This window comes from Blastococcus colisei (assembly GCF_006717095.1).
Lineage (GTDB): Bacteria > Actinomycetota > Actinomycetes > Mycobacteriales > Geodermatophilaceae > Blastococcus_B > Blastococcus_B colisei.
Genome location: NZ_VFQE01000001.1, coordinates 3234670 through 3259143 on the forward strand (window position 1 = coordinate 3234670; position 24474 = coordinate 3259143).

At 72.2% G+C, this 24474-nt stretch carries 28 protein-coding genes, 1 tRNA gene and 1 riboswitch; of the genes, 19 read left to right on the plus strand and 10 right to left on the minus strand.

Translation table 11 applies throughout. The features are described from left to right. Nucleotides 1–58: 58 nt before the first annotated feature. From FHU33_RS15380 to FHU33_RS15395, 4 genes are all read left to right on the plus strand, one after another. Complete coding sequence (locus FHU33_RS15380; protein WP_142026117.1) at nucleotides 59–1027, plus strand: beta-ketoacyl-ACP synthase III; 969 nt, start codon at nucleotides 59–61, stop codon at nucleotides 1025–1027. 118 nt (nucleotides 1028–1145) lie between these two features. Continuing rightward, nucleotides 1146–1391, plus strand: a complete 246-nt coding sequence (locus FHU33_RS15385; RefSeq protein ID WP_135099764.1) for an acyl carrier protein — start codon at nucleotides 1146–1148, stop codon at nucleotides 1389–1391. A gap of 86 nt (nucleotides 1392–1477) precedes the next feature. Next, complete coding sequence (fabF, locus tag FHU33_RS15390) at nucleotides 1478–2719, plus strand: beta-ketoacyl-ACP synthase II (protein ID WP_142026118.1); 1242 nt, start codon at nucleotides 1478–1480, stop codon at nucleotides 2717–2719. A gap of 77 nt (nucleotides 2720–2796) precedes the next feature. Further along, the gene (locus FHU33_RS15395) at nucleotides 2797–4209 is read left to right on the plus strand and encodes an acyl-CoA carboxylase subunit beta (protein WP_246063672.1); all 1413 of its coding nucleotides are present in this window, start codon (nucleotides 2797–2799) and stop codon (nucleotides 4207–4209) included. Between the two features lie 179 nt (nucleotides 4210–4388). Here the strand turns inward: FHU33_RS15395 and FHU33_RS15400 are convergent, their stop codons facing one another. Together FHU33_RS15400 and FHU33_RS15405 are read right to left on the minus strand one after the other, a co-directional pair. Beyond that, a complete protein-coding gene (locus FHU33_RS15400) occupies nucleotides 4389–4889 on the minus strand; it encodes a DUF3145 domain-containing protein (RefSeq protein WP_142026119.1) in 501 nt (166 codons plus the stop codon). Between the two features lie 386 nt (nucleotides 4890–5275). Further along, complete coding sequence (locus tag FHU33_RS15405; protein ID WP_142026120.1) at nucleotides 5276–6415, minus strand: GGDEF domain-containing protein; 1140 nt, start codon at nucleotides 6413–6415, stop codon at nucleotides 5276–5278. 166 nt (nucleotides 6416–6581) lie between these two features. Between FHU33_RS15405 and FHU33_RS15410 the strand changes: the two genes are divergently transcribed. Next, nucleotides 6582–7457 carry a maleylpyruvate isomerase N-terminal domain-containing protein gene (locus tag FHU33_RS15410; protein WP_142026121.1) on the plus strand — a complete coding sequence of 292 codons (876 nt, stop codon included), beginning with the start codon at nucleotides 6582–6584 and terminating at the stop codon, nucleotides 7455–7457. Here FHU33_RS15410 and FHU33_RS15415 read toward each other — a convergent pair. Together FHU33_RS15415 and FHU33_RS15420 are read right to left on the minus strand one after the other, a co-directional pair. Further along, the gene (locus tag FHU33_RS15415) at nucleotides 7454–8110 is read right to left on the minus strand and encodes a TVP38/TMEM64 family protein (RefSeq protein WP_170182470.1); all 657 of its coding nucleotides are present in this window, start codon (nucleotides 8108–8110) and stop codon (nucleotides 7454–7456) included. The two genes, FHU33_RS15410 and FHU33_RS15415, sit on opposite strands and share 4 nt — an antisense overlap. Nucleotides 8111–8154: 44 nt before the next feature. Next, a complete protein-coding gene (locus FHU33_RS15420) occupies nucleotides 8155–9390 on the minus strand; it encodes a peptidoglycan DD-metalloendopeptidase family protein (protein WP_246063675.1) in 1236 nt (411 codons plus the stop codon). Between the two features lie 12 nt (nucleotides 9391–9402). Beyond that, nucleotides 9403–9561, minus strand: a riboswitch (cyclic di-AMP (ydaO/yuaA leader). A gap of 185 nt (nucleotides 9562–9746) precedes the next feature. Here FHU33_RS15420 and FHU33_RS15425 point away from each other — a divergent pair. From FHU33_RS15425 to FHU33_RS15450, 5 genes are all read left to right on the plus strand, one after another. Next, nucleotides 9747–9823 (plus strand) — tRNA-Ile (locus tag FHU33_RS15425). Nucleotides 9824–9923: 100 nt separating this feature from the next. Continuing rightward, nucleotides 9924–10820: a tyrosine-type recombinase/integrase gene (locus FHU33_RS15430; protein WP_246063677.1), complete on the plus strand. Its 897-nt coding sequence runs from the start codon at nucleotides 9924–9926 to the stop codon at nucleotides 10818–10820. Nucleotides 10821–12334: 1514 nt separating this feature from the next. Beyond that, nucleotides 12335–12865 (plus strand): hypothetical protein, encoded by a 531-nt coding sequence (locus FHU33_RS15440; protein ID WP_142026124.1) that lies wholly within the window; start codon nucleotides 12335–12337, stop codon nucleotides 12863–12865. Beyond that, nucleotides 12862–13314 carry a hypothetical protein gene (locus tag FHU33_RS15445; protein WP_142026125.1) on the plus strand — a complete coding sequence of 151 codons (453 nt, stop codon included), beginning with the start codon at nucleotides 12862–12864 and terminating at the stop codon, nucleotides 13312–13314. The genes FHU33_RS15440 and FHU33_RS15445 overlap by 4 nt, the downstream gene beginning before the upstream one ends. Then, nucleotides 13311–14375: a response regulator transcription factor gene (locus tag FHU33_RS15450; protein ID WP_170182471.1), complete on the plus strand. Its 1065-nt coding sequence runs from the start codon at nucleotides 13311–13313 to the stop codon at nucleotides 14373–14375. Before FHU33_RS15445 ends, FHU33_RS15450 begins: the two co-directional genes overlap by 4 nt. 86 nt (nucleotides 14376–14461) lie before the next feature. Here the strand turns inward: FHU33_RS15450 and FHU33_RS15455 are convergent, their stop codons facing one another. Genes FHU33_RS15455 through FHU33_RS15460 form a run of 3 tightly spaced genes read right to left on the minus strand, consistent with a single transcriptional unit; the run spans nucleotide 14462 to nucleotide 15156 of the window. After that, the gene (locus tag FHU33_RS15455; protein ID WP_170182472.1) at nucleotides 14462–14773 is read right to left on the minus strand and encodes a response regulator; all 312 of its coding nucleotides are present in this window, start codon (nucleotides 14771–14773) and stop codon (nucleotides 14462–14464) included. A gap of 21 nt (nucleotides 14774–14794) precedes the next feature. Next, nucleotides 14795–14947: a hypothetical protein gene (locus FHU33_RS25045; RefSeq protein WP_170182473.1), complete on the minus strand. Its 153-nt coding sequence runs from the start codon at nucleotides 14945–14947 to the stop codon at nucleotides 14795–14797. An 11-nt stretch (nucleotides 14948–14958) separates the two neighbouring features. Beyond that, nucleotides 14959–15156 carry a hypothetical protein gene (locus FHU33_RS15460; protein WP_142026128.1) on the minus strand — a complete coding sequence of 66 codons (198 nt, stop codon included), beginning with the start codon at nucleotides 15154–15156 and terminating at the stop codon, nucleotides 14959–14961. A gap of 213 nt (nucleotides 15157–15369) precedes the next feature. Between FHU33_RS15460 and FHU33_RS15465 the strand changes: the two genes are divergently transcribed. Both FHU33_RS15465 and FHU33_RS15470 read left to right on the plus strand, forming a co-directional pair. Then, a complete protein-coding gene (locus FHU33_RS15465; RefSeq protein ID WP_142026129.1) occupies nucleotides 15370–15702 on the plus strand; it encodes a hypothetical protein in 333 nt (110 codons plus the stop codon). Between the two features lie 359 nt (nucleotides 15703–16061). Continuing rightward, a complete protein-coding gene (locus FHU33_RS15470) occupies nucleotides 16062–17453 on the plus strand; it encodes a cytochrome P450 (protein ID WP_142026130.1) in 1392 nt (463 codons plus the stop codon). 8 nt (nucleotides 17454–17461) lie between these two features. On the opposite strand, the gene FHU33_RS15475 is transcribed toward FHU33_RS15470, so the two are convergent. Both FHU33_RS15475 and FHU33_RS15480 read right to left on the minus strand, forming a co-directional pair. Continuing rightward, the gene (locus FHU33_RS15475; RefSeq protein ID WP_142026131.1) at nucleotides 17462–18484 is read right to left on the minus strand and encodes a cation diffusion facilitator family transporter; all 1023 of its coding nucleotides are present in this window, start codon (nucleotides 18482–18484) and stop codon (nucleotides 17462–17464) included. Nucleotide 18485: 1 nt separating this feature from the next. Further along, the gene (locus tag FHU33_RS15480; protein ID WP_246063678.1) at nucleotides 18486–18875 is read right to left on the minus strand and encodes an ArsR/SmtB family transcription factor; all 390 of its coding nucleotides are present in this window, start codon (nucleotides 18873–18875) and stop codon (nucleotides 18486–18488) included. Nucleotides 18876–18980: 105 nt separating this feature from the next. On the opposite strand from FHU33_RS15480, the gene FHU33_RS15485 reads away from it, so the two are divergent. Together FHU33_RS15485 and FHU33_RS15490 are read left to right on the plus strand one after the other, a co-directional pair. Then, entirely contained in the window at nucleotides 18981–19640 is a 660-nt protein-coding gene (locus tag FHU33_RS15485; protein ID WP_142026133.1) for a DUF1775 domain-containing protein, read from the plus strand. Nucleotides 19641–19665: 25 nt separating this feature from the next. Next, nucleotides 19666–19866, plus strand: a complete 201-nt coding sequence (locus FHU33_RS15490) for a hypothetical protein (protein ID WP_142026134.1) — start codon at nucleotides 19666–19668, stop codon at nucleotides 19864–19866. Nucleotides 19867–19903: 37 nt separating this feature from the next. On the opposite strand, the gene FHU33_RS15495 is transcribed toward FHU33_RS15490, so the two are convergent. Continuing rightward, complete coding sequence (locus FHU33_RS15495; protein WP_142026135.1) at nucleotides 19904–20485, minus strand: hypothetical protein; 582 nt, start codon at nucleotides 20483–20485, stop codon at nucleotides 19904–19906. Between the two features lie 159 nt (nucleotides 20486–20644). On the opposite strand from FHU33_RS15495, the gene FHU33_RS15500 reads away from it, so the two are divergent. The 5 genes from FHU33_RS15500 to FHU33_RS15520 are packed head-to-tail and all read left to right on the plus strand — an operon-like array spanning nucleotide 20645 to nucleotide 24469. Continuing rightward, nucleotides 20645–21178 carry a Chromate resistance protein ChrB gene (locus tag FHU33_RS15500; protein WP_246063680.1) on the plus strand — a complete coding sequence of 178 codons (534 nt, stop codon included), beginning with the start codon at nucleotides 20645–20647 and terminating at the stop codon, nucleotides 21176–21178. Continuing rightward, nucleotides 21175–21606 (plus strand): chromate resistance protein ChrB domain-containing protein, encoded by a 432-nt coding sequence (locus FHU33_RS15505; RefSeq protein WP_142026137.1) that lies wholly within the window; start codon nucleotides 21175–21177, stop codon nucleotides 21604–21606. Before FHU33_RS15500 ends, FHU33_RS15505 begins: the two co-directional genes overlap by 4 nt. 14 nt (nucleotides 21607–21620) lie before the next feature. Next, nucleotides 21621–23066 carry a chromate efflux transporter gene (gene chrA / locus FHU33_RS15510; protein ID WP_142026138.1) on the plus strand — a complete coding sequence of 482 codons (1446 nt, stop codon included), beginning with the start codon at nucleotides 21621–21623 and terminating at the stop codon, nucleotides 23064–23066. A 17-nt stretch (nucleotides 23067–23083) separates the two neighbouring features. Next, complete coding sequence (locus FHU33_RS15515) at nucleotides 23084–23461, plus strand: hypothetical protein (protein ID WP_142026139.1); 378 nt, start codon at nucleotides 23084–23086, stop codon at nucleotides 23459–23461. A 6-nt stretch (nucleotides 23462–23467) separates the two neighbouring features. Continuing rightward, a complete protein-coding gene (locus FHU33_RS15520; RefSeq protein ID WP_142026140.1) occupies nucleotides 23468–24469 on the plus strand; it encodes an aminoglycoside phosphotransferase family protein in 1002 nt (333 codons plus the stop codon). Nucleotides 24470–24474: the final 5 nt, after the last annotated feature.

Here is a 24474-nt window from a genome sequence, read left to right on the forward strand (position 1 = left end):
CACGACCGCCAGTCACGGCGCGACACATGCCCACGACGAGCGCCAGCGAGGAGCAAGCATGACCACACTGACACTGCCGGCCGGCGCTCCCGGCGCGCGCATCCTCGGGTTCGGGAGCTACCGGCCCCGCCGCCGGGTCACCAACGACGAGCTGGCCCAGCGCATGGACACCAACGACGAGTGGGTCCAGTCGCGGGTGGGCATCGCCGAGCGCCGGTGGGCCGAACCGGACGAGACGCTCGTCGAGATGTCGGTCGCCGCCGGCGGCAAGGCGCTGGCGGCGAGCGGCCTGGGCGCCGACGACATCGACCTGGTGCTGCTGGCCACCACCAGCCCGCCGAAGGCCATCCCCGGGCTCGCCCCGCGGATCGCCTACCAGATCGGCGTGCCCCGGCCGGGCGCCTTCGACGTCAACGCCGGCTGCGCGGGCTGGTGCTATGCCCTCAGCGCCGCGGCCGATGCGATCCGCTCCGGGTCCGCGCGCAACGCCCTGGTCATCGGCGGCGAGCGGCTCACCGACTACACCGACCTCGACGACCGGTCGACGGCGGTCATCTTCGCCGACGGCGCCGGAGCCGCCGTCGTCGGGCCGTCCGACGAGCCGGCCGTGGGCCCGGTCGTCTGGGGCAGCGACGGCGACCTCCACGAGGCGATCGCCATCCCCGAGAACGAGACCGGCATGAGCATGGCCGGCCAGGCGGTGTACCGCTGGGCCACCACGAAGCTCACCGACACCCTCGTCGAGGCCATGCGCCGCGCCGGAGTCGGCCCCGACGACATCGACGTCTTCGCACCGCACCAGGCCAACCTGCGCATCATCGAGCTCATGGCCAAGCGGCTGAAGCTGCCCGAGCGCACGGTCATCGCCCGCGACGTCGTGCGCTCCGGCAACACGTCGTCGGCGTCGGTGCCCCTGGCCCTGTCGGCCCTGCAGGAGAGCGGCGAGGCCAAGAGCGGGGACGTCGCCCTGCTGCTCGGCTACGGCGCCGGGCTGACCTTCGCCGGCCAGGTCGTCGTCCTGCCGTGAGCGCCACCACCCTCATGGGCGACCTTCCAGCGAACAGCCCCACCCCAGATTGCCGGGACACCGTGTCCCGGACGACGGCGGTTTCCACCCGCCCCATCCGAGAGAGAGGACCCGCCGCATGAGCAGCACGCAGGAGATCCAGTCCGGTCTGGCCGAGATCCTGGAGGAGGTCGCCGGGGTGACCCCCGCCGACGCGACTCCCGAGAAGTCGTTCACCGACGACCTCGACGTCGACTCGCTGTCGATGGTCGAGATCGCCACCGCCGTCGAGGACAAGTTCGGCGTCGCCATCCCCGACGACGAGCTCGGCAACATCAAGACCGTCGGCGACGCCATCAGCTACATCGAGAAGAACCAGGGCTGAGTCCCTCGGGCCCTGCCGCCGGCGCGGCGGCGGGCCCGGACCGCTGAACCCCCGGCCGCCCGGCCGACGTCCCAGGAGGAATCGTCATGAGCACGCCCGTCACCGACGTCGTCGTCACCGGACTCGGTGCCACCACGCCCCTCGGCGGCGACGTCGCCAGCACCTGGGACGCGCTGCTCGCCGGGCGGTCCGGGGTCAGCCGCATCACCGACGACTGGATCAAGGACTACCCCGCCCAGCTCGTCGCCCGCCTGGCCACCGACCCGGTCGGCCAGATCGATCGGGTCCGGGCCCGCCGCCTCGACCGCAGTCAGCAGGTGGCCGTGATCGCCGCCGAGGAGGCCTGGCGCGACTCCGGGGCCGCCGAGGCCGGTGTCCCGGCCGAGCGGGTCGCCGTCGTCGTCGGCACCGGCATCGGTGGGGCGCTCACCCTGCTCGGTCAGGACGACGTGCTGGAGGAGAAGGGCCCCAAGCGGGTCTCCCCCTTCACCATCCCCATGCTCATGCCCAACGGCCCCGCCGCCGCCGTCGGTCTGGCGATCGGCGCCAAGGGGGGCGTGCACGCGCCGGTCAGTGCCTGCGCCTCCGGCGCCGAGGCGATCCGCTGGGGGCTGGACCTGCTGCGCTTCGACCGGGCGGACGTCGTCCTGGTCGGCGGCACCGAGGCCTGCGTGCACCCGCTGCCCATGGCCGGGTTCGCGGCGATGCGGGCGATGTCCACCCGCAACGACGAGCCCGAGCGCGCCTCCAGGCCGTTCGACAAGGCTCGCGACGGCTTCGTGCTCGGTGAAGGCGCGGCCTGCATCGTGCTGGAGAAGGCCGACGCCGCCAAGGCCCGCGGCGCGCGCATCCACGCCCGGCTCGCCGGCGCCGGGGGGACCGCCGACGGCTACGACCTCGTCGCGCCGCACCCGGAGGGCGAGGGCGCGTCCCGGGCGATCTCGGCCGCCCTCCGCGACGCCGGGCTCTCCCCCACCGACGTCGGCCACGTGAACGCCCACGCCACCTCGACCCCGGTCGGCGACACGGCCGAGGCGGCCGCGATCCGCTCGTCGCTGGGCGACCACGTGCTGGTCAGCGCCACCAAGAGCCAGACCGGGCACCTGCTCGGTGCGGCCGGCGCCCTGGAATCGGTCTTCACCATCCTGGCGCTGCGCGAGCAGATCGTGCCCGCGACCGCGAACCTGGACGATCCGGACGACGACGCGGCCGTCCAGGCCCTCGACATCGTGCGCCACGAGCCACGGCGCGCCACCCTCTCCGCCGCCGTCAACGACTCCTTCGGCTTCGGCGGCCACAACATCGCGCTGGTCTTCACGACGGCCTAGCAGAAGGACCCCGTCCCACTCACCCCTCGCAGGCTCGGGGCGAGCCTCCGGACGGGGCCACACGACCCGGAGGACATGTGACCACCGTTCAGGCTGCCCCCACCCTGCCCACCCCGGATCCGCGCGACCCCGAGGACCGCCTGCAGCGGTTCTTCGACGACGGTTCGATGGAGCTGCTCGCCGCCCGCGACACGTCCGGTGTCCTGGCCGCCCGGGGCACGGTGAGCGGCGCGCCGGTGGTCGCGTTCTGCACCGACGCCACCGTCATGGGCGGGGCGATGGGGGTCGACGGCTGCCGGCACATCGTCGACGCGATCGACACCGCCCTGCGCGAGCGCGTGCCCTCGGTCGGGATCTGGCACTCCGGTGGCGCCCGCCTGGCCGAGGGCGTCACCGCTCTGCACGCGGTCGGTGAGGTGTTCGCGGCCATGGTCCGCGCCTCGGGCCGGGTGCCGCAGATCTCCGTCGTCCTGGGCGCGGCGGCCGGCGGCGCCGCCTACGGCCCCGCCCTCACCGACCTGGTGATCATGGGGCCGGCCGGCCGGGTGTTCGTCACCGGACCGGACGTCGTCCGCTCGGTCACCGGCGAGGAGGTCGACCAGGAGAAGCTCGGCGGCCCCGACACACACGGCCGGCGCAGCGGCGTCGTCCACGTGGTCACCGACTCCGAACCCGCCGCCCTGGAGACCGCCCGCCTGGCCGTCGACCTGCTGGCGAACCAGGGCACGTTCGCGCCGCCCGACACCGCGCCGGACACCGACCTCAGCGCGCTGCTGCCCGAGCAGAAGCAGCGCGCCTACGACGTCAAGCCGGTGATCTCCAACCTGCTGGACGGTCCAGGGCTCGAGATGCACCCCCGCTTCGCACCCAACGTCGTCACCACCCTCGGGCGGCTGGCCGGCCGGACCGTCGGCGTCATCGCCAACAACCCGCTGCGCCTGGGCGGCTGCCTGGACTCCGCGTCGGCGGAGAAGGCGGCCCGCTTCGTGCGGATGTGCGACGCCTTCGGGGTGCCGCTGGTCGTGCTGGTCGACGTGCCCGGCTACCTGCCCGGCGTCGGCCAGGAGTGGGACGGCGTGGTGCGGCGCGGGGCCAAGCTGCTGCACGCCTTCGCCGAGGCGGTCGTGCCGCGGGTGACGCTGGTGACACGCAAGTCCTTCGGCGGGGCCTACATCGCGATGAACGCCCGCTCCCTGGGGGCGACAGCGGTGTTCGCATGGCCGGGCGCAGAGGTCGCCGTCATGGGCGCCAAGGCCGCCGTCGGCATCCTGCACCGCAAGAAGCTGGCCGCCGTCCCGCCCGGCGAGCGCGAGGCCCTGCACGCGCAGCTGGCCGAGGAGCACGAACGGATCGCCGGCGGCGTCAACCGGGCACTCCAGATCGGCGTGGTCGACGAGGTCGTGGAGCCCTCGCAGACCAAGCGCCGGCTGATCGCGGCACTCGCCGCCGCGCCGCCCGGGCGCGGAGCGCACGGCAACATCCCGCTGTAGCGCCACTAACGATCAGGTTCGCTGATCATCGGTGCGGCCACCGTGGAATCGGTCCGGGCAAAGAGAAAGGTCGTCCGGACGCCGCTTCCCCGACGGCGCCCGGACGACCTCTGTCCCAGGCTACGACGCGCCGCCGAGTCGACCCGGGGTGTCGTAGTGCATTCGTGACCTGCGCGACCTCAGACGACCTGGTGCAGCCAGGTGGCCGGGCTGCCGTCGCCGGCGTGGCGGTACACCTCGAGGTCGGAGTCCCACGCGGCACCGAGCAGCTCGTCGACGCCGTGGCGGAAGGCCTCGGCGGACGACGCGGTGGCCGCCAGGTGCCGCAGCTGCTGCTCGCTGATCATGATGTCGCCGTTCGCGCTCGTGGGCGCACGGAAGACACCGTGACCGGGCACGTAGGACATGCGCTCGCCGTCGTTGCCGTGACTGGCTTCCTCGGTGACCTCGAAGCGCAGCATCGGCCACGCGCGCAGCGCAGCAACCAGCCGGGCGCCGGTTCCGGGCGAACCGGTCCAGGCGACCTCGGCACGGTAGGACCCGTGCGCCGCGGGCTGGTCAGCCCACGACAGGGAGACCGGCGCGCCGACGACGCGTTCCAGCGCCCACTCGACGTGCTGGCAGAGCGCCTTCGGGCACGCGTGCACGAAGACGACACCCTGGGTAGACCGTCGCTGCACGAGGCACCTCCATCGACTCGATTGGTCTCGTCTTCCCCTACGGACCATCGATTCGGTGACGCGCTGTATTCGGCAGTGGCGGAACAGGGCTCCCGGCAACAGTCTGCACGATGAGGTGCCCATCGCGCCAGCCCGGCTGAGGTAGATGAGGCGAATGTGACGGATGGTCACCGCTGGTGTGTCTTATCGCTGGTCAGACGCCTTTACCACGATGCTGGGCGCGGCGTCCAGCGGATGGGGCGCGTTCCGGAGGGGCACGCCAGAGAGCCGTGACCGCTGCTCGGGTGCCTCATCCGGCTGTGTGAGCGGCATCGCATCGTCGCTCACGCAACGTAACCGGTCGGGTCAAGAGCCGGTCGATCCGGCGCGCGGAAACTCGGACCGACTCAGTGCGCGAGGCTGGTGACGCGGTCGCCGCCGGCGGTCTTGGACCGGTACATGGCGACGTCGGCGCGGTGCAGCAGATCCTCGACGGCGTCGCCGGGCTCGACCTCGGCGACGCCGACGCTGGCGGTCACCCCGAGCGGACCGCCCACCTGGGCGACGGCGGCGCGGAGCCGCTCGGCGAGCATCTCGCCGGATGCGCTGACCGAGGTGTCGGCCAGGACGGCGAACTCGTCACCGCCCAGCCGAGCGACGGTGTCGGTCTCGCGGACGACGCCGCCGAGGGCGATGCCCACCGCCTTGAGCATGGCGCCACCCGCGGCGTGCCCGCCGGCGTCGTTGACGGCCTTGAAGCCGTCTAGGTCCACGAGGCAGACGACGCTCTGGTGTCCCCAGGCGGCGTCGTGCACCGCGCCGGTGACGCGGTCGATGAACGCCCGCCGGTTCGGGATCCCGGTCAGCGGGTCGGTCGCGGCCAGCGTCACCTGGATGCGGATCAGCTCGACCTGGCGGTCGTAGGCGGCCCACGAGTTGGCCGAGGCCATCGCGCAGATCATGGTGATCGAGGCCATGAGGGTGAAGAAGAACAGACCCGAGGTGGTGACGTCCGGGAGCTCGACGAAGAGGAAGTAGCCACCGGTCATCACGCTGCCCATCGCCACCACGCCGTACGGCGAGTACGCGACGGCCATGTAGGTCAGCGTGACGAAGAGCAGCCCGTCGAGAGGGCTCGAGGAGCCCCCGTCGAGTCGGGTGCCGATGATGACCAGCACCGTGGTCGCGATGCTCCAGGCATAGAAGAGGGTCGGCCCGCGGGAGTCCCGCATCATCGCCTGCAGCGGCAGCAGCAGCAGGCAGGGGACGGTGAGGATCGCCAGGACGGCCACGCCCAGGAGCACCGGGTGGTGGCGGCCAGGGGTGTCGGTCAGGAACACGTAACCGACGACCGACCAGGCGGCGACCTCGGTGAGCAGCACGCCGTTGCGCACGTGGCGCACCCAGTAGGCGGCGCGCGTCTCGTCCTCGGCGAGCGGGCGGTAGAGGCCGGCCCGGACCGTGCCGACCAGCCGGCGGAGGCGGCTCGGCCGGGCGGCGTCGGGCGCCCTGCTGGCCCGGCGGTCTCCAGGCGGTCGTTCGGTCACGGTGGTGCGATCGGCGCCCTGACCAGCTTCCTTGACGGTCGGGTCACCCCTCGGAGGGAGGGAGGTTGCCGGGCGGACGTGGCGCGTGCCACCTGCGCATCGGGGCCCCCCATGCCTGGTCCGCGACGGGACGGGTAGAGCGGCAACCGTGGGACGACACCAGGGAATGGCGGACGCCGGACGCGACGAGATCGCCCGCCGGGTGCTGACCGCGTGGGACGCGTTCATCGAGCGCGCGGAGACCGTCGACCTGGACCGCCCGTCGCGGCTGTCCGGCTGGCGGGCGCAGGAGATCTGCGTCCACCTGGGGTGCTGGGACGACCACACCGCCATGGCGGACCTGATCGCCTCGGCGCGGGCCGGTGGCACGGGCACTCCCCCGGACGTCGACGGCACCAACGCGCGCGTGACCGCCGCCCACCGCGACGCGTCCAGGAGCGAGGTGCTCGACGCGCTGCGACGCAACCGCGAGGCCACCGCCCGCTACCTGGCCGAGGAGCCGGAGGAGCTCGACACCGCTCTCACGGTGTCGGTCGTGGGGCGCATCCCGCTGCTCAGCGTCGTCCTCGGGCAGGCCTACGAGCTCGCCGTCCACGGGCTGGATCTGGTGTCCTGCGGCGCCGCTCCCCCGCCGCCCGAGGTCCTGCAGTCCGGGCTCGCCGCCCTCGCCGATGTCACCGGCGGGCTGGCCGCGTCGATGGACATCGACGGCGAGGTCGCCCTCGTCACGCCGGACGGCGGCTGGAGCTTCGTGTCCACGAGCGGCGGCTGGACCGTCGCGCAGGTGCCGCCCGGCCGCATCGACGGCCCTGCGGTGGAAGGGGCGGCCGATCTGCTGCTGGAGGCAGCGTCCGGTCGCATCAACCCGGTGCCCGCGGTCGCCCGGCGCAGGCTCAAGGTCCACCACGTCGGCGGGCTGCTCCAGCTGGCGCCGATCGTGCAGGCGGTGCCGGGCATCCCGGGCGGCCCGATCCTCCAGCTCGCCGCGCGCACCGTCGGTGGCGCGGGGGGCATGCTCGGCCGGGTGTTCGGGAGGGGCTAGGCCGGTTTCCGGCCGAGGCGCCGACGTCGCCGGGCAAGGGTTCCGACGGCTCCGAGCACGAGCACGGCGACCACCGCCGGCACGACGGTGAACGTCGTGGCGTGGGCCACGAGTACTCCCGCCGACGCGCCGACGCCGACCTGGACGGCGGTGCTGGGGATCAACCCGAGGGCCGTCGAGAGCGCGTACGGGGGAAGCCGGACGGCGGTGAGGCCTGCGCCGTAGCTGAGTGCGACGAACGGGATGATCGGGATGAGCCGCCCGGCCAGCAGCGCCCAGAACCCGCGGTCGACCATCAGCCGGTCCACGCTCGCCATCCGCCGGCCGGCGAGTCGTGCCACGGCGGGGCGGCCGAGGGCCCGACCGAGCCCGAACGCGGCCAGCCCGCCGAGCAGGCCGCCGGCGAGCGCGACCGCCAGGCCCGCCGGGAAGCCGGCGACGAGGCCGAGGAGAACCGAGACCGCCGAGCGCGGCACCGGCGCCAGGAGCACCAGCGCCACGCCCAGCACGATGCCGGCCCAGCCCCAGGGCCCCGCTCCGTCCACCCAACCGCGGACCGATGCGACGTCGGGCACGTCGACGGCGACCACGAGCACCAGGGAGACGAGCAGGAGCAGGGCCAGGACGGCGGCGCGCACCCAGGTGCTGTCCACCGCCGTCCGCACCGGCCCGTCGTCGCTCAGGCGACGTGCTGTGCTCAGCAGCCCCCGCCGAGGGAGATGCCGCGGGCGCTCAGCCAGGGCACGGGGTTGCCCCGGTTGGCGTAGAGGCCGCCGGTGTGCACCTCGAAGTGCAGGTGCGGGCCGGTGGACTGACCGCGGTTGCCGACCTCGGCGATCTGGTGACCGGCCGAGACCACCTCGCCGGCGGACACGAACATCTGGTTGACGTGCCCGTAGAGCGTGATGGAGCCGTCACCGTGCTCCACCGCGACGGCCAGGCCGAAGCCGCTGGCCGGGCCGGCCTGGAGCACGATGCCGTCCTCGGGGGTGTAGACCGGCGTCCCGATCGGCGCCGCGATGTCGATCCCGGCGTGCAGGGTTCCCCAGCGGGAGCCGTAGCAGGAGGTGACCCGGCCGCTGGTGGGGGCGACGGCTCCGCCGGCGGAGCTCAGCGTGTTCACGGCAGCGGCGGTCGCCTGCTGCGCCGACCACGCGGCCTCGGCGTCGTCGGCACCCTGGAGCGTCAGCAGCCGGATCTCGGCCTCGCGCAGCTCCGCGTCGAGCGCTGCCTTCTCGGCGGCGACGGCGTCGTAGGTGCCCTGGGCGGCGGCGAGCTGCGCGTCGGCGGTGGTCGCAGCCTCCTCGGCCGCCCGGGCGAGCTCGTTCCGCTCGGCGACGGCGGTGCGGGCCGCGCGGTCGGCACGCGCCTCCATGGCCTCCACCGCCTCCATCTCCTCGAGCACCTTGGTCCGCTCCAGACCGAGGTGCTCGAGGGTGGCCGCCTGTTGGAGCACCTCGGTCGGGCTGTCGGCGTCGAGCAGGATCGCGACGTCGCCGAATGTGTCGTCGGCGCCCATGTAGGCCTCACGGCCGATCGCCGAGACCTCGTCCTCGGTCTCGGCGACGGCAGTGCGGGCCTCGGCGAGCTGGGTCGCGGTGGCGGTGGCCTCTTCCTGCGCGGCGGCGAGCGCGGCCTGCGCGGCGAGAGCCTCGCCGCTGGCGGCCTCGGCCTCGATGGTCATCCGCTGCAGCGTCTGCTCGGCCTCGCTGACGCGGGCGGCGATGGCGGCCACCCGGGCGGCGGCCGCGTCGTGAGCGGACTGCGCCTCCGCGGTGCGGGCGCTGGGCGCGGCCTGGGCGATGGAGCCGCTCAGGAGAGCGGCGGTGAGGGCGCCGGCGACGAGGGTGGCTCGTCGGACGCGCTGTCGGGGACGGCGCCGGCTGGGCGGCTGGACGGGTGCGGGTGTGACCGTGTGGTGCAGGGTCGCCAAGGCGACGCGTCTCCTGTTCTTCGCGACCGCCTACCGAGTTAGCTGACGGGTTCGGGCCGGAAGTGCCCTACTCACCCGCGTCCCCCAACGCGGGCGTGATTCACCCCAGTACTGCGGTGGTTCCCCGGTCCACGCGGCCATCGGGCCGACGCGGTTCGGCGGGGCCCGTTCGATGCCCTCGGGTGCGAGGGGCGGAGCTCGTCCGGGCCGCGGATGAAGCTACATCGGGATCGACCGGATGTCACAGGCGGATAACAAGACGCACGTCAGGTCACAACCGATGGTTCCGGTACCGCTCAGAGCACGTCGGGACGGCGCTCCGCGGGGCGGACGGCGTCTGGCAGGCTGTCGGCATCGGGGCGGTAGCTCAGCCGGTCAGAGCATGGGACTCATAATCCCTGGGTCGTGGGTTCGAGCCCCACCCGCCCCACCACCAGGCAATACGCGGGTACTGAATCCCGCACAGCGCTCCAACAGACGGGGATTCGGCTAGTCTGTACGGCATGTCTTCGGCCCCGTCTCCGCGTGTCGCGGTGGCCGTCGATGACCTGGCGGTGCTGCTGCCCGACTGGCGCACCCACCTGCGCGCCCGCAATGTCGCCCCGTCCACCATCGCCAGCTACCTACGCGTTGGTGAGAACTTGGTCGGGTTCCTGCGGGAGGCGGGGATGCCGACCACCGCGGGCGCGATCACTCGCGACCACCTTGAGGCCTTCTTGGCCGCCCTCGTCGAGCGCGTGTCCCCAGCGACCGTCGCCAAGCACTACCGATCCATGCAGCAGCTCTTCCGCTGGCTGACCGAGGACGGCGAGATTCCACGGTCCCCGATGGAGCGGATGCGCCCGCCGACTGTGCCCGAGCAGCCGGTCGACATCCTCACCGATGACGAGCTGCGGGCCCTGTTGGACGCTGCCCGCGGCAACACCTTCGAGAACCGCCGGGACACCGCGATGCTGCGCATGCTCATCGACACCGGCATGCGCGCCGGCGAGCTGGCCGGGCTGAACGTCGACGACCTGGATTCCGAGCAGAGCGTGGCCCTGGTGATGGGCAAGGGACGGCGCGGCCGTGCGGTGCCTTACGGCGCCAAGACCGCCGACGCCTTGCGCCGCTACTTGCGCGCCCGCACAACACACCCCCAGGCCGCCCTCCCGGCACTGTGGCTGGGCAAGAAGGGAAGGGTGACCGACTCGGGCGTCCGGCAGATGCTCGAACGCCGTGCTGCCGAAGCCGGTGTCTCTAACGTGCACCCGCACCGCTTCCGGCACACCTACGCCCATACCTGGCTGGCCAGCGGCGGACAAGAGCAGGACCTCATGCGGCTCGCCGGCTGGCGTTCGCGAGAGATGGTCGGCCGTTACGCTGCGAGCGCCGCCGACGAGCGGGCCCGTGCCGCGTTCCATCGCGCCGCCCTCGGCGACCGGCTGTAGCGAACGTTGTGCTGGGTGCCGCGGGTTGCGGCGATCTCCCCGAGTCGCGTTGTCCCCACTGGCGCGGCGGGCCAGCCGAGGGACGCGCAGCCTCGTGTCGGAAGGGCAGGTGGGCCGATACTCGGTTCCGGACGGGGGCGCTCCGGGCGAAGAGGCGGGCCGGCTGAAGGGCGCGAGACCGGGCAAACAGCGCCTACAGCCTGAGCGAACCGTCCGCGCATGTCGCTGCTGCGGCTCCTCCTGCGAATGATCGCTCCCGCCCGCGCTACATCGACCAGCCCTGGCTCGACCCGGAGGTCGGTCAGCATCTCGTCTACCGACGAGCCACCTCCTACGGACCCGTGCTGTCCCGGTCGGATAGAGGCCGTTGACGGCGAACGCGCCGAGCTGGCGGAGGAGTCCGTCCGACACCGCAACGGCTACGGGGCCACTCTCGCCGACACGAAGCGACGCTGGACGCCAAAGCTGAATTGATCGCAGCCAGCCGCGTACAGGGGGCATGTCCCGATGTGGGTGTGGATGAGGGAGAGCCCCCTGGAGTGGTGTAGATCGGCCCTCGGCAAGCGGCGCGCCGCGAACCTATGCCTCGCCTCCAGCCGAAAACCTCGAACCGCCACCGCCGCTGCGGCGCAAGCCACGAGCGTGGCTTGAGGCGAGCGCAAGACGGACGAAGTACGCCTTGCGTGCATGCTCGGCCCGACGAGCTCGCTCACGGGGATCAAGAGATCCGTCGGGGTCCACCTCCCGTTCGAACCGCGACAAGAACGCAGCCCGCGCAGGCGCCGTATGTGCTGCGGCGTCCCGCACCCTCGCATGGAGCTGATGTGCTGCCATGCGTGCCCGCAGCGCCCGCTGGCTGACAGCGGACGGGCTTGCAAGATCGCGGTGCTTGCGTCCGGCCCGCCCGGCGCCAGCAAGGTGGCACTCGCGCTCCTGCGGCGACGACTGATGACCCGCCATGGCGACTCCTTCGATCGCTGTTTTTGCGTCAACTTGGCGGCTCAGCCGTCTCTCCTCGGCGTCCGCTGCCTTCACGAAGGAGAAGGCGCTATTCGATGCCGTTTGGTGACACCGCTTGAGCGTCTTATCGAGGTTTCCTACATCCCCCGGTGCGGCCTCCTCGGCCGCGACGCCGCCGGTGCGCAGCGCCGCGGCCCACAGCGGCGGGAGCGCCGCTGCCTGCGCGGTGCTGGGTGGGCGGCATCCCGGAGCTCGGGCGCACCGCGACCCATTGACCAGGCGGGCGCCAGCTCGCGCCGGGCGCCAACCAGCCCGCCAGACCGGCGGTCCCACCGCCCGAACCAGCCGATGTCAACGCCCTATAGGTGCACCAGCGCCTTGACCGCCCCGAACCCCACGAGCAGGGGCCTGACCACCGGACTTCTGCCGCGACCGGGCCTCTTGGCAGATAGCTGATCCGCGGCACCCGGCATCCCCAATTCTTCGGCGGGTGTCACCAATCGGCTCCGAATAGCGCCTTCTTCCGGTGAGCGGTCCTCACCCAAGGAGCAGCCATGTGCAGTCGGCCGGGAGAACCGGCAGCGGCAACCGTTGCGCCGCACTCCCCCAGCAGCGAAACGCTTCGCTCGCCGGCCTGTGCCGCCGGCATCGCTTGCGAGCACGCGCGGCACGACGGGCTGACTGGCGGCGGCGACCACGGCAGCCAGCTGTCCTGGACCGTCCTGGGCGTCCGGATGGGCTTCACGAGCGAGCAGTCGCAGCGCATCGAAATCCTCACCGCGATCGACCGACTGAGCTGGACCGAGGGTCCACCTCAGCATCCCTGCCTCGACGGCTCGGCCGCCCGTGCGGTCGTCAACGTCGTTGTCTGCCGACGCCCCCACAGGCGGCTGTACCGGATTGGTATGGCCGATCTTGGCGAGAAGCGCCGGCTGATCGGTCTGGAGGACACCGCCGGTGTCAGCAGCTTCGTGCTCGACCTCGGCGTCGAAGTGATTCACGTGCTGACCATCTCCCGCGACCCCTTCCCCGCACCGACGCCGTCTTCGGCTCGTCACTGCGGCGCCGTCGAGGAGGCTCGATGAGGGAGAAGGTCACCCTCTCACCGGAGCAGGCCTGCCCCCGTGACGTGCTGGCCACTGGCAACAGCCGGGCGATCAGCCGCCGGGCCTGCAACGCCGCACTACTTCCTCAACTCCGGCGGCAGACTGCCTGCCGGGGGGTGCTGCAGGCCCTCGTCGACAGCTACGGCGGCGACACTCACCGGCTGCTCGCCGACCTGGCCGACGTCATCGGCGCCAGCATCGCCTACGTCGACCGGCCCACCGTCGAGGCCCACCTCGAGCGGCCCCTGTCCGACCGGGAGTGGGCCGCCGCCGCCCAACAGTTCACAGCCATGGCCTTCGACGACCACGTCGGAGACGCCGGCAGCCTCCGCACCGATTGGATCGAGGACGTCCTGGCCAGGGCCGACCTGCCCGGTCGTGGCCACACCGGTCAGCCGGTCGCCGTATGTCCATTGGGCGGGGCATGAACGCCACCCTGACCTGCCCCGCCTGCGGCTACAGCGGCACGTACGCCAGCGACGCCCTCGCCGACGTCCACCACGCGCGCCATTCCTGTGCGAAACACCGACAGGCCATCGAGCGAGCACGTCGCCGTGTCCACCGCGCTCAGGGGCGGGTGAAGCGGGACTGCATTCATCCGCGTGCTCGGCATGTGCACGGAACCCGCGTCGCCTATGTGAAGGACCGCTGCCGATGCACCGACTGCACTGCCGCCAACACCGCGGCCGGCCGTGCCGTGCACCGCGCGCAGACCTTCGGCCGATGGCGGCCATTCGTAGACGCCGCTCCGGTGCGCGAGCACATCCGCGCGCTACGCGCGGCCGGCATCGGCGTCGAGCAGATCGCCAGGCTCGCGGGCATCTCCAACAGCCACGTCCGCGAGCTGGCCGACCCCGGACGCAACGGCAACCCAGGCATCCGGCGGGTCCGGCCCCAGACCGCCCAGCGGGTCTTGCGCATCCGGGTCGACCAAGCCAGCCGGGCGCCGCGCAGTCACGTCGTCGCCACGGGCACCCATCGCCGACTGCAGGCCCTGATCGCCGTCGGCTGGCCCCACGACGAGCTGGCCGCCAGACTCGGCCGAAGCTCCGCCGGCCTCCGACGCAGCATGCTCAGCGACTCCGTCACCGCGCAGACCGCGCAGGACGTCGGCACCCTTTACGAGCAGCTGTGGAACCTGCGGCCACCGCAGTCCACCCATGACCAGCGCGCCGCCGCCGACGCCGCCCGAGCCCTCGCCGCAGAACGGGGCTGGCTGCCGCCTCTGGCTTGGGACGACATCGACACCGACCCAGATCCCCGACACCACGCTCAGCATGCAGAAACAGACGATGACCTGGATGAGATCGCCGTCGAGCGCGCCCTCGCCGGCGACGGCGTCCGCCTCGAGCACCTGACCCCGGCTGAGCAAGACGAAGTCGTCCGACGCCTCACCGAACGCGGCAGGTCCATCCGCGACATCGCCCAACAGCTCGCCACCACCAAACGCACGATCTCCCGCCGGCGTGCGTCCATCAACGTGGCATGACCATGTGAGCACCGGCTTCGTCCCCTGCCACATGCTGGACCGCCTCCCACGCCAAGCGCGCATCGGCATCCGGATCGTCCATGTCGTCAGTACCTGCAGCGAGCTGGGTGCCTCATCGTCGCGACGCCGAGCACGAAGGCGTCGACCTGCGCTGGAAGATCACGGAAGCAGGAGCAGCACAGATGGTGGCGTTGAACCTGTGAGACGCAAAGCGGTTCGGGATCGAAGCCGAGTCCCGGTGGCGTCAGGAGCATCACGTCGAGCAGAGCGGCGTTCGGGTCGGACTCCACCGCCACCGCCACCGCCACCGTGCCGTCGTCCGCCGTGCGGACCTCAGACCCCTCGTAGCCCAACAGCGGCAGCTCCAGCACCTCGCGGATGCTCGGCTCGTCATCCACGACGAGCACCCGGGCGGGCCGTCAGCGGGCACGTCGCGGATCGGGTGCTGGAGTGCTGCAGTCGTCGTCATCGTCGCGCGGCGGCTCCAGCACCACCGGCGCCAGCTGGAACGCGCCCTTCTCCCGGACGACGGCCGCGGTGATCTCCCGGCTCGCGGCTGCCGAGTCGCTCATGGCGGCCACGCTCAGCGGTACTCATACATGGCCCACGCGACCATCTCGGCGTTGGGCAAGGTTGCTTCCTCGAAGCCGTACAGCTGGCCGTACTTTCCGCGCAGCGCCTCGGTGGCCTCCCGCGAGATGGTCGCGAAGAAGTTGGCCAGGAAGCCGGTGTGCGCCCGGGCCGTGGGGTCGACGAAGTCGGTGAACGGGTGCACGCCCATCGCCTGTCCGACCGCTGCCTTGAGATCGGCGATGAACGAGAGCTCGAAGTCGATGTCGACGCGGGTACCGAGGGGTGCCGTGGCTGCCGGACAGGTGGTCCCAGCCCACGTAGTAGATCTGCTTGAGGTTGTCCTCGTGCCAGTGGAACCGCTCGTTGCCGGCGAACCGCCAGAACGGGCGGCTGGTCGGGGTTGATCAGGTCCGAGGAGTGGATGATGCGCTCGTCGGCGAGCAGCCAGGCGGCGTGGTCGTCGGTGTGGGCGGCCCATTCGAAGCCGTGCAGCTCCACGGCGAGTCCCTCCAAGTCGAACTGGCCGCGCGGCCAGTCGAGCAGCTCGGTGGGCCGGGGGAAGGAGCTGTGGCTCAGGTGCATCGCCTGGGCGGTCATGGCGCTGCCGCTGATGCGCACGCTCGGTGACCGAGGTGATCGCCTGGACGACGCTGTCGTAGACGCCCTCCAGGGCGTCCAGGACGAGCACTCCCTGCTCCCCGACGTGGAACAACGTGCCGTAGTTGAACGACTGCACCCACCACGCCCGCTCTGACAGTCGCTGCAGCACGTATGGCTGGCTCATGTTCCGCCGGAACGGCTCCCGATCTTCAGGCCCGGCTGCAGCACCTCCTCCGCGGACGGCTCCACGTAGCTGGCGCCGCCGGTGGACGGAACAGAGTTCGACTCGTCCATGGCAGGCGCCCAGGGTGTCGCCTCCGGGCACCCGTACATCCCCGTCGCCCGCATCCCCGTCGCCCGGTCGGTGCTGGAGGAGTGAAGCGCCCCTGGGGACGGCGTCACCATCCTGCCGATGTCAGGGAGGCCCTGCTCGACGAAGACGGGCGGGATGCCACGGTGAGCACGGCGTGGCGTTCCGTCGCGCCGGCCACTGGAAGCCGACGACGAGGACTCATGCCCACAATCGACCTCTCACCACTCCGCCCCGAGCGTCGCCGGACCAGCCGGACCGACCCCCGTGCCAACCGCGCGACGGAACCCGTGGCTGCCGGGCGGTCGGGGTTCCGCCGCGGCGCACGGGCGCTGAGCCGGGCGTGGCTGGGACGCTTGGTGGAGCGCCGGATCCGCAGGAAGGGCCTCGACCTCTCCGAGCTGACGTTCCTCCCGGAGGGCGCGCGGCTGCCGCTGCTGCGGATCGGCACCGACCCGGTGCCGGAGCTCGCCGAGCTGCGGGCGCGTTGTCCGGTGGAGCGGCTGGACATGCCTTTCGGCTTCGCCGTCCACCTCGTGACCGGCTACGAGCAGGCCCGCACCATCCTGGCCGACCGCGACTCCTACAGCAACGACATCCGGCACCTGTTCCGCGATGCCGGCCCGGGCTCGACCGCGGACATCGGCGGGCTGGGCTTCACCGATCCGCCGCTGCACACCCGGCTGCGCAAGCTCGTGGCCCCGGAGTTCACCCGGCGCCGGCTGGACCAGCTCGAGCCCACGATCGAGGCGGTCGTGACCCGCCGGCTCGACGAGCTCGCGGCCGCCGGATCGCCTGCGGACCTGGCCGAGTACGTCTCCTGGCGGGTTCCCATGGACGTGATCTGCGGGCTGCTCGGGCTCGACGACGCCGACCACGAGGCCTTCGTCCGGCTGGGCACCCAGCGGTTCGACGCCACGGGAGGTACGGCCGCGGCGCTCGGCGCGGTGTCCGCCCAGAAGCAACTGCTCCTCGACGTAGTGGCCCGGCAGCGCAGCGCCCCCGGAACCGGCCTGATCGGACGGATCCTCCAGGCCGAGGGGGACGCGATCAGCGACAACGACCTCGCCGGCCTGGTAGACGGGATCGTCACCGGCGGCTACGACACCACGGCCAGCTCGATCTCGCTGGGCACCATGGTGCTGCTGCGCGACCCCGCCCACGCCGCGATCGTCCGCGACGGTTCACCCGCCGACGTCGACCGCCTGGTGGAAGAGCTGCTGCGCTACCTGTCGGTCGTCCAGGTGGCCTTCCCGCGGTTCGCCAAGCGGGATCTGGAACTGTCCGGGTGCCCGATCCGGAAGGACGACGTCGTCGCGGTCTCGCTCAGCGGGGCCGACCGCGACCCGGCCTGGGCGGGCCCGGAGGCCGATCGGTTCGACCCGACACGGTCCCCCGCCGGCGGGCACCTGGCGTTCGGCCACGGGATGCACCGCTGCGTCGGAGCCGAACTCGCCCGCATTGAGCTGCGGATCGTGTTGCCGGCGCTGTTCCGCCGCTTCCCGGATCTGGCTCTCGCCGTCCCCGAGGAAGGGCTCCCCTGGCGCCGGCTCTCCTTCGTCTACGGCGTGGAGGAGCTCCCGGTCTCCTTCTGACGGCACAGTCAGTGGGCGCCCAGCGGCTCCCGATGGGCCGGGTACGCGTGGATGGCGGCCGCCTCCAACTTGGGGAGGTCGAGGGTCAATCGGTGCTCGGCGTCGTGGGCCAACCGGTGGGCGTCGGTAACGCTGAGCCGGCCGTCGATGTCCAGGTCGGCCTCGGCGTGCAGGCGGTGGCCGATCCAGCGCATCCGGATGGCACGAACCTCGAGCACACCGGGCGTCGCGCGCAGTGCGCTCTCGGCCCGGTCGACGAGGTCGGGGTCGACGGCGTCCATGATGCGGCGGTAGACGTCGCGGACGGCGGTGCGCAGCACGGCGAGGATGGCGACGGTGATCAGCAGGCCGACGATCGGGTCGGCGAGCGGGAAGCCGGCGGCGACGCCGGCCGCGCCGCCCAGGACGGCCAGCGACGTGAACCCGTCGGCCCGTGCGTGCAGTCCGTCGGCGACCAGGGCCGCCGAGCCGATGCGCCGCCCCACGCGGATGCGGTAGACGGCGACCAGCTCGTTCCCGATGAAGCCGATCAGCCCGGCCAGCGCAACCCAGCCCACGTACTCGATGGGCACCGGGTCGATCAACCGGCGGATGGCCTGGACTCCAGCGACGACCGCCGAGAGGGCGATCATCGCCACGATGAACAGCCCGGCGAGGTCCTCGGCGCGCCCGTAGCCGTAGGTGTAGCGACGGTTGGCCGCCCGGCGACCCAGTACGAAGGCGATCCAGAGCGGCACCGCGGTCAGCGCGTCGGAGAAGTTGTGGACGGTGTCCGCGAGCAGCGCGACCGATCCGCTGACCGCCACGACAAGGATCTGCAGCCCCGCGGTGACGGCCAGGGCGACAAGGCTGATCTTGACCGCCCGGATGCCCTGGGCGCTGGACTCCAGCGCCGAGTCGACCGAGTCGGCCGCGTCATGACTGTGCGGCCGGAACAGACCGCTCAGCCAGCCGCCCAGACCACCCGAGTGCTCGTGGTGATCGTGGTCGTGGTGGGCGTCCGCGTGGTCGTGGTCGTGCTGGTGTGTCATCTCAGGCGCCCTCGGCGTCGCGGTGCAGTTGCACCAGGTCGGTGTCGGCCAGGTGGTGGCCCGGTACGTCCGGCCCGCCGTGCTCGGCGTTGTGGATGGCGTCGGTGACCAGCTGGGCGACGTGCTCGTTCTCCAGCCGGTAGAAGACCGTGGTGCCTTCCCGGCGGGTCTGCACCAGCCGGGTCATCCGCAGCTTGGCCAGATGCTGGGACACCGCGGCGGGCAGCTTCCCGACCTGCGTGGCGAGCTCGTTCACCGACAGTTCCCGGCCGATCAGGGCCCAGAGGATCCGGATCCGCGTGCCGTCGGCGAGCATTCGGAACACCTCGACCGCGAGGTCAACCTGGTCCTCAGGGAGCTCGCGACGGCATGTCTGGTTATCTGCGCGCACACGCAGACAGTACCACCGTGGAACGGCGGGAACTTACCGACCGTGAGGAACGACTATTACTGCGTGATCTTCTCCCCTACCTCCATCTGTCGACGCGGTGCCGTGATGGCCGCTTCCGTTGTCGGGCTCGTGCTGATGAGTGCCGGTTCCGCGGGCGCCCACATCGAGGTGTTCACCGACGCTCCTGTCCAGGCCGGGACGGGGCCGGTGACGCTGCATTTCATGGCGGAGTCGGAATCGCAGACCGTCGGGATCGTGAGCGTCAAGACACAGCTGCCCGAGGGCATCGCTCCCGGGGACGTGGCGCTGGCCAGTGGGCCGGAGGGCTGGGCACTGACGCCGACTGCGGACGGCTTCGAACTGGGCGGGCCACCCGTCGCGCCGGGAGTGGACGCGGAGTACAGCGTCACCGTCGCCCTGCTGCCCGCCGACAGCACCGAGCTGCCGTTCAAGACGTTGCAGCGCTACGCGGACGGCCGCGAGGACGCCTGGATCGAGCTTCCCAGCGATGCAGCGCCGGAGCCCCAGATGCCCGCACCCGTCCTGACCGTGACACCGGCGGCCCCGGGCGCGGCGACTCCGTCGGCCCCGACCGCTGACGAGACGGCCACCTCCGGCAGCGCTGATACTGCCGCGCCCGTAGAGGCGTCGCAGTCCACCGACGAAGAGTCGAACGCCGGAACCATCGCGCTCGTCGCCGGCCTGCTGGTGGCCGTGGCCATCGGTGCGGGCGTCTGGTTCTGGCGGGCGCGCCGCAGCTCCTAGCACCGGCCGGGCAGGTGAGGCGTGGATGCCTCACCTGCCCCGGGCCGGGCATTGCTGGTGCACCGGCCTGATGGCGATCGTCGTGGCGCGACTGCTGCTCTCACATGGGCTGCCAGACGTCGACACGCTGTGGACGGCGGTCGCGCTGCCGACCGGCCGGACACCTCCTCGCTGGCGGGTCCGGGATGCAGAGGCGCCCGGGGAGCTGACCCAGGCGGCTGCCTGAGCCCAGAGCGCAGGCCGGCCTGGGCCTCACATCGAGGTCACAACACCGGCGGCCAGCCGGGTTGGGGAAGCTGCCGTCCGCGCCAGCCGGCGACGAGCCATCCGGGGCTGAGGAGCGGTGCTCGCCGGACCGCGAGCGGCCAGCACGGAAGAGCCGACGCCGACGCCGAGTTCAGCTCCTTAGCCGGCCCGACGCCGGAGATGTGGGTCTCGGGCCCGGTGAGGGCCGCGGACGGCACGACCACGACGAGCTCGTGTCGGGCGTCCAGCACCCGCGGTCGGCTGCCGACCGAGAAGCGCCCGGTACGCCCGACGTCATAGCCGGCCAGATGTGCCAGCACCGAGCGCTCGAACAGCGGCCACTGAGCCTGCGCGGTGTCGCCCGCCGCGAGGGCATCTGCCACGTCGGAGCTGCAACCCTGCGGCAGGATGCCGCTCTCGAGCCCTCGATGCACGAATGCCTGTGCGACAGCGAGGCGTAGTTCCGGCGTGCACTGTGCCGCGGCTCGGTCCCACCGCGCCAGCTCGAAGACGGCTCTCAGCCACAGCGCCACCACCAAGGTTGGCCCCTCCGGCGACAGGCAGGCGGCGACCTCCTCATGGCTCTGGTGGTCACTCATCTCGGCCTCACGCGGCAGGCGCCCCATGCAGCACTGTAGGACCGTCGACGGCCGATTGGGGCCTCCCGACAGCGACACGGACGCGACAGACCGACGGCCCTGCCTCGCGGCAGCAAGTGGGGGCTGGACGAGATGCTGCAACCGTGGTTGCATCGTCATGTGTCTGATAGGTCGTCCCGTCCGCCCGGTGCCGGCGAATGGGTGCTGCTCTCCTACCGGTTGCCGCGCGAGCCGTCCGGGCCACGGACCACGCTGTGGCGGCGGTTGAAGCGGCTGGGCGTGGCCCAGCTGGCCGACGGCCTGGTCGCGCTGCCGGCAGACGCCCGGACGCGGGAGCAGTTGGAGTGGCTGGCCGGGGACGTGCAGGAGGCCGACGGGACCGCGGGACTCTGGGTCGCGCGGCCGGCCACCGCGGAGCAGGAGCGAGAACTGGCGGCCGGGATGGCGGCCGCCCGGGCTCAGGAGTACCGAGCCCTGGCCGAGGCATGCCGCGCGGCAGCCGACGCGGACCAGCCCGACCGGGTCCGGGCGCTGCGCCGGTTGCGGACCGAGTGGCGAGCAGTGAACCGGCGGGACTTCTTCCCGCCGCTGGAGCGCGAGCTGGCCGCCGCGGCCATGCGCGATCTCGCGGCTGCAGTGGCGGACGTAGAGCATGGCGATCCGGCCGCCCTCGCGTCGGAGCCGGCACCGTGAAGTGGGCGACCCGGATCGGCGTGCACATCGATCGTGCCGCCTGCGCCTGGCTGATCCGGCGCTTCCTCGATTCGGGGGCCGAGTTCCTCTTCGTCGCCGACCCGACCCAGGTGCCGGCCGACGCGATCCCGTTCGACATGCGCGGGGTCGACCTCGGCCACCACGGCGGTGACTGCTCCTTCGAGACGATCCTGCGCCGCCGCGACTTGACCGACCCGGTGCTCTGGCGGATCGCCGAGGCCGTCCACGAGGCGGACCTCGAGGACGAGCGCTTCGACGCCCCCGAGGCCGCCGGCCTGGACGTCATCCTGCGCGGATTGTCGATGACCGGCACCGACGAGCACACCCTGGCGGTCTCCGGCCCGATCTTCGACGGGCTCTACGAGTACCACCGCCGCCGCCTGCTGCTCGGCCGCGAGCCGGCCTGAATCCGGGGAAGCCCATGAACCGCGACGCCCGCCCCGAGCAGGACCCCGGCCGCTCAGCGCCGGCCGAAGTCTCGGAACCCGAACCCTCGGTGGTGCGACCGCACGAGCAGACGGTGGTGCCCTTCGGCACCGCGGTGCGTGCCTGGTTCGCCATCTCGCTGCAGACCTTCGGCGGTCCGGCCGGCCAGATCGCTGTCATGCAGCGCTCCCTGGTCGACGAGAAGCGCTGGATCGGCCAGCGCCGCTTCCTGCATGCCCTCAACTACTGCACGCTGCTGCCCGGCCCCGAGGCCCAACAGCTCGCGACCTACGTGGGCTGGTTGCTGCATGGGACCCGCGGTGGACTCGTCGCCGGCGGCCTGTTCGTTCTCCCCGGAATGGTCGCGCTGCTGGCGCTCTCGGCGATCTACGTCGCCTTCGGCACCACGACCGCGATCACCGCCGTGTTCGCCGGGCTCGGCGCGGCCGTGCTGGCCATCGTCGTGCAGGCCGTCATCCGCGTGGCCAAGAAGGCGCTGGACAGTCGAGCATTGGTCGTCCTCGCGGTCGCCTCGTTCGTCGCGCTGGCGCTTTTCGGCGTGCCCTTCCCGGTGGTCGTTGCCCTCGCCGGGGTGGCCGGCTGGGCACTCGGCCGGTGGTTGCCGTCCGCGCTCCCCGACAAGAAGGCATCCGACGGTCCGGACGAGGGTCCGCCGCCGGTGATCTCCGACGACGTGCTGCACCACGAGGCTCCCACCACCCGCCGCACGCTCAAGGTGCTGCTCGTCGGGCTGCTCGTGTGGGGCGTGCCGATCGCGGCGGTCGCGCTGCTGACCGGCGCGGGCAGCGTCTTCACCGAGCAGGGCCTGTTCTTCTCGGGTGCCGCCGTGGTGACGTTCGGCGGCGCCTACGCGGTGTTGGCCTACGTCGCCCAGCAGGCCGTCGAGGTCTACGGCTGGTTGGCCCCGCGCGAGATGGTCCGCGGCCTGGCGCTGGCCGAGACGACGCCAGGCCCGCTGATCATGGTGGTGCAGTTCGTCGCCTTCCTCGGCGCCTACCGCAACCCCGGCGACCTCGACCCGTGGGTGGCCGCCGTCCTGGCTTCGCTGCTGGTCACCTGGGTGACGTTCGTGCCGAGCTTCCTGTTCGTTCTGCTCGGCGCGCCGTACATGGAGCGGCTGCGCGGCAACCGGTCGCTGTCCGCGGCGCTGACCGGCATCACCGCCGCCGTCGTCGGCGTCATCGCCAACCTGGGCGTCTACTTCGCCGTCCACACGCTGTTCTCCGACACCGTCGACGTCGACAGCGGCCCCCTGGCGTTCGAGCTGCCCGACCTGACCACGCTGCGGCCCGTCGCCGTCGCGATCGCCGTCGTGGCCGCCGTCCTGCTGCTCAGGGTCAAGTGGTCGGTGCTGCGAACCCTGGGCGTCTGCGCCGTTCTCGGTCTTCTGGCCGGGCTCACGGGACTACCGGTCGCCTAGCCACCGCCGGCACGACGATGCTCACCTACGCGCAGATCCTGTACGGCGTCGCGTTGACGGCCGTCGGCGTGGCCGTACTCACCGTGCTGGTGCCCCGATGGCGCCGCCTCGAGCTGGTCCTCACGGCCGTCGTCGTAGCGTCCGTCGCGGTGCTCGCTTGGCAGTTCGTCCTGCGTGCCACCCATGCGTCGCAGTTCTTCACCGACCTTCCGTTCCGGCTGTTCCCGATCAGTCGGCAGGACCCCGGCAGCGGTGTGGCCGCGTTCGCGCTGACCGCGCTGGTCCTGGCCTACGGGCCATGCGCAAGCAGCCCGCACCAGAAGTCGCGAACCTTGCGCTGGCCGCTGGGGCGGTTGCCCTGCTGGTGGACGTCTACCTCTACTGATTGGGGATGAGTGCTGATGGGGCGCGCCGATGTGTACAGCCAGCCGGACGCGCCGGACCCGGTGCTGCCTGCCGCGCTCGTGGCGGAGCTGGGCCGAGGCCATCTCCCCGACGACCTCGTACTCGATGGGGACGCGACGGTGGAGGTGGACGAGTCGGGCGGTGAGGCCCGCGTCTACCTGCTCAACGGGGCGGCACGTGACGGGCGGGGACCGGCGCCGGCACGCGGCCACGGCGGTGTGGTGGTCAAGACGCAGCGGCCGCACCGGCTGCGGCCGCGCACGAGCCTGGCGAAGGAAGCCGCGCTGCTGACCGCGCTGGCGGGTGCGCTGGCCGGCCGGATCCCGCGGGTGTACGGCTACGACTGCGTGGAGACCGACGTCGGCTGGGTCGAGTTCATCGTCATGAGCCGGATCCCCGGGCGGGCCGTGGGGCGCACCTCGCTGCCGCCCCCGACGCGGCGTGAGCTGCTGCGCGAGCTGGCCGGGGTGCTGCGGGTCGTGCACGCCCTCGACGCCGGCGGCCTCCGGACGGCCGGGGTGCTGCCGGTCGCGGAGGGCGCGGCCGGGCTTCGGGAGCGGTTGGAGCCCAACTTCGCCGACCTCGTCGAGAACCTGACGAGCCGGCCGGACCGGTGGCCGCTCGACGTGTCTCCCGGTCACGTCGCGGAGAGGGCGCTGGCGGCGCTCCCCCGGCACCTGGACCAGCCGCCCGTGGCGCTGCACTCCAACCCGGGTCCCACGCACGCGTTCACCGACCCGGCCGGCCGGTTCACGGGGCTGATCGACTTCGGTGACGCCTACGCATCCCACCCCGCGCTGGACCTCCGGTCGTGGCCGGACCCGCACGACCGACTCGCGCTGCGCGAGCACTACCTGCAGGGGGCAGCCCCGAGCGCCGAGTGGGACGCGGTCTGGACGGCAGCGATGATCTACGCGGACCTGGCCGCGCTGGCCGGCTCGTCGGCGCACGCACACAGGGCGGCTGCCGACCTGACCGACCGGCTCGGGCAGGTGTGAGCCGA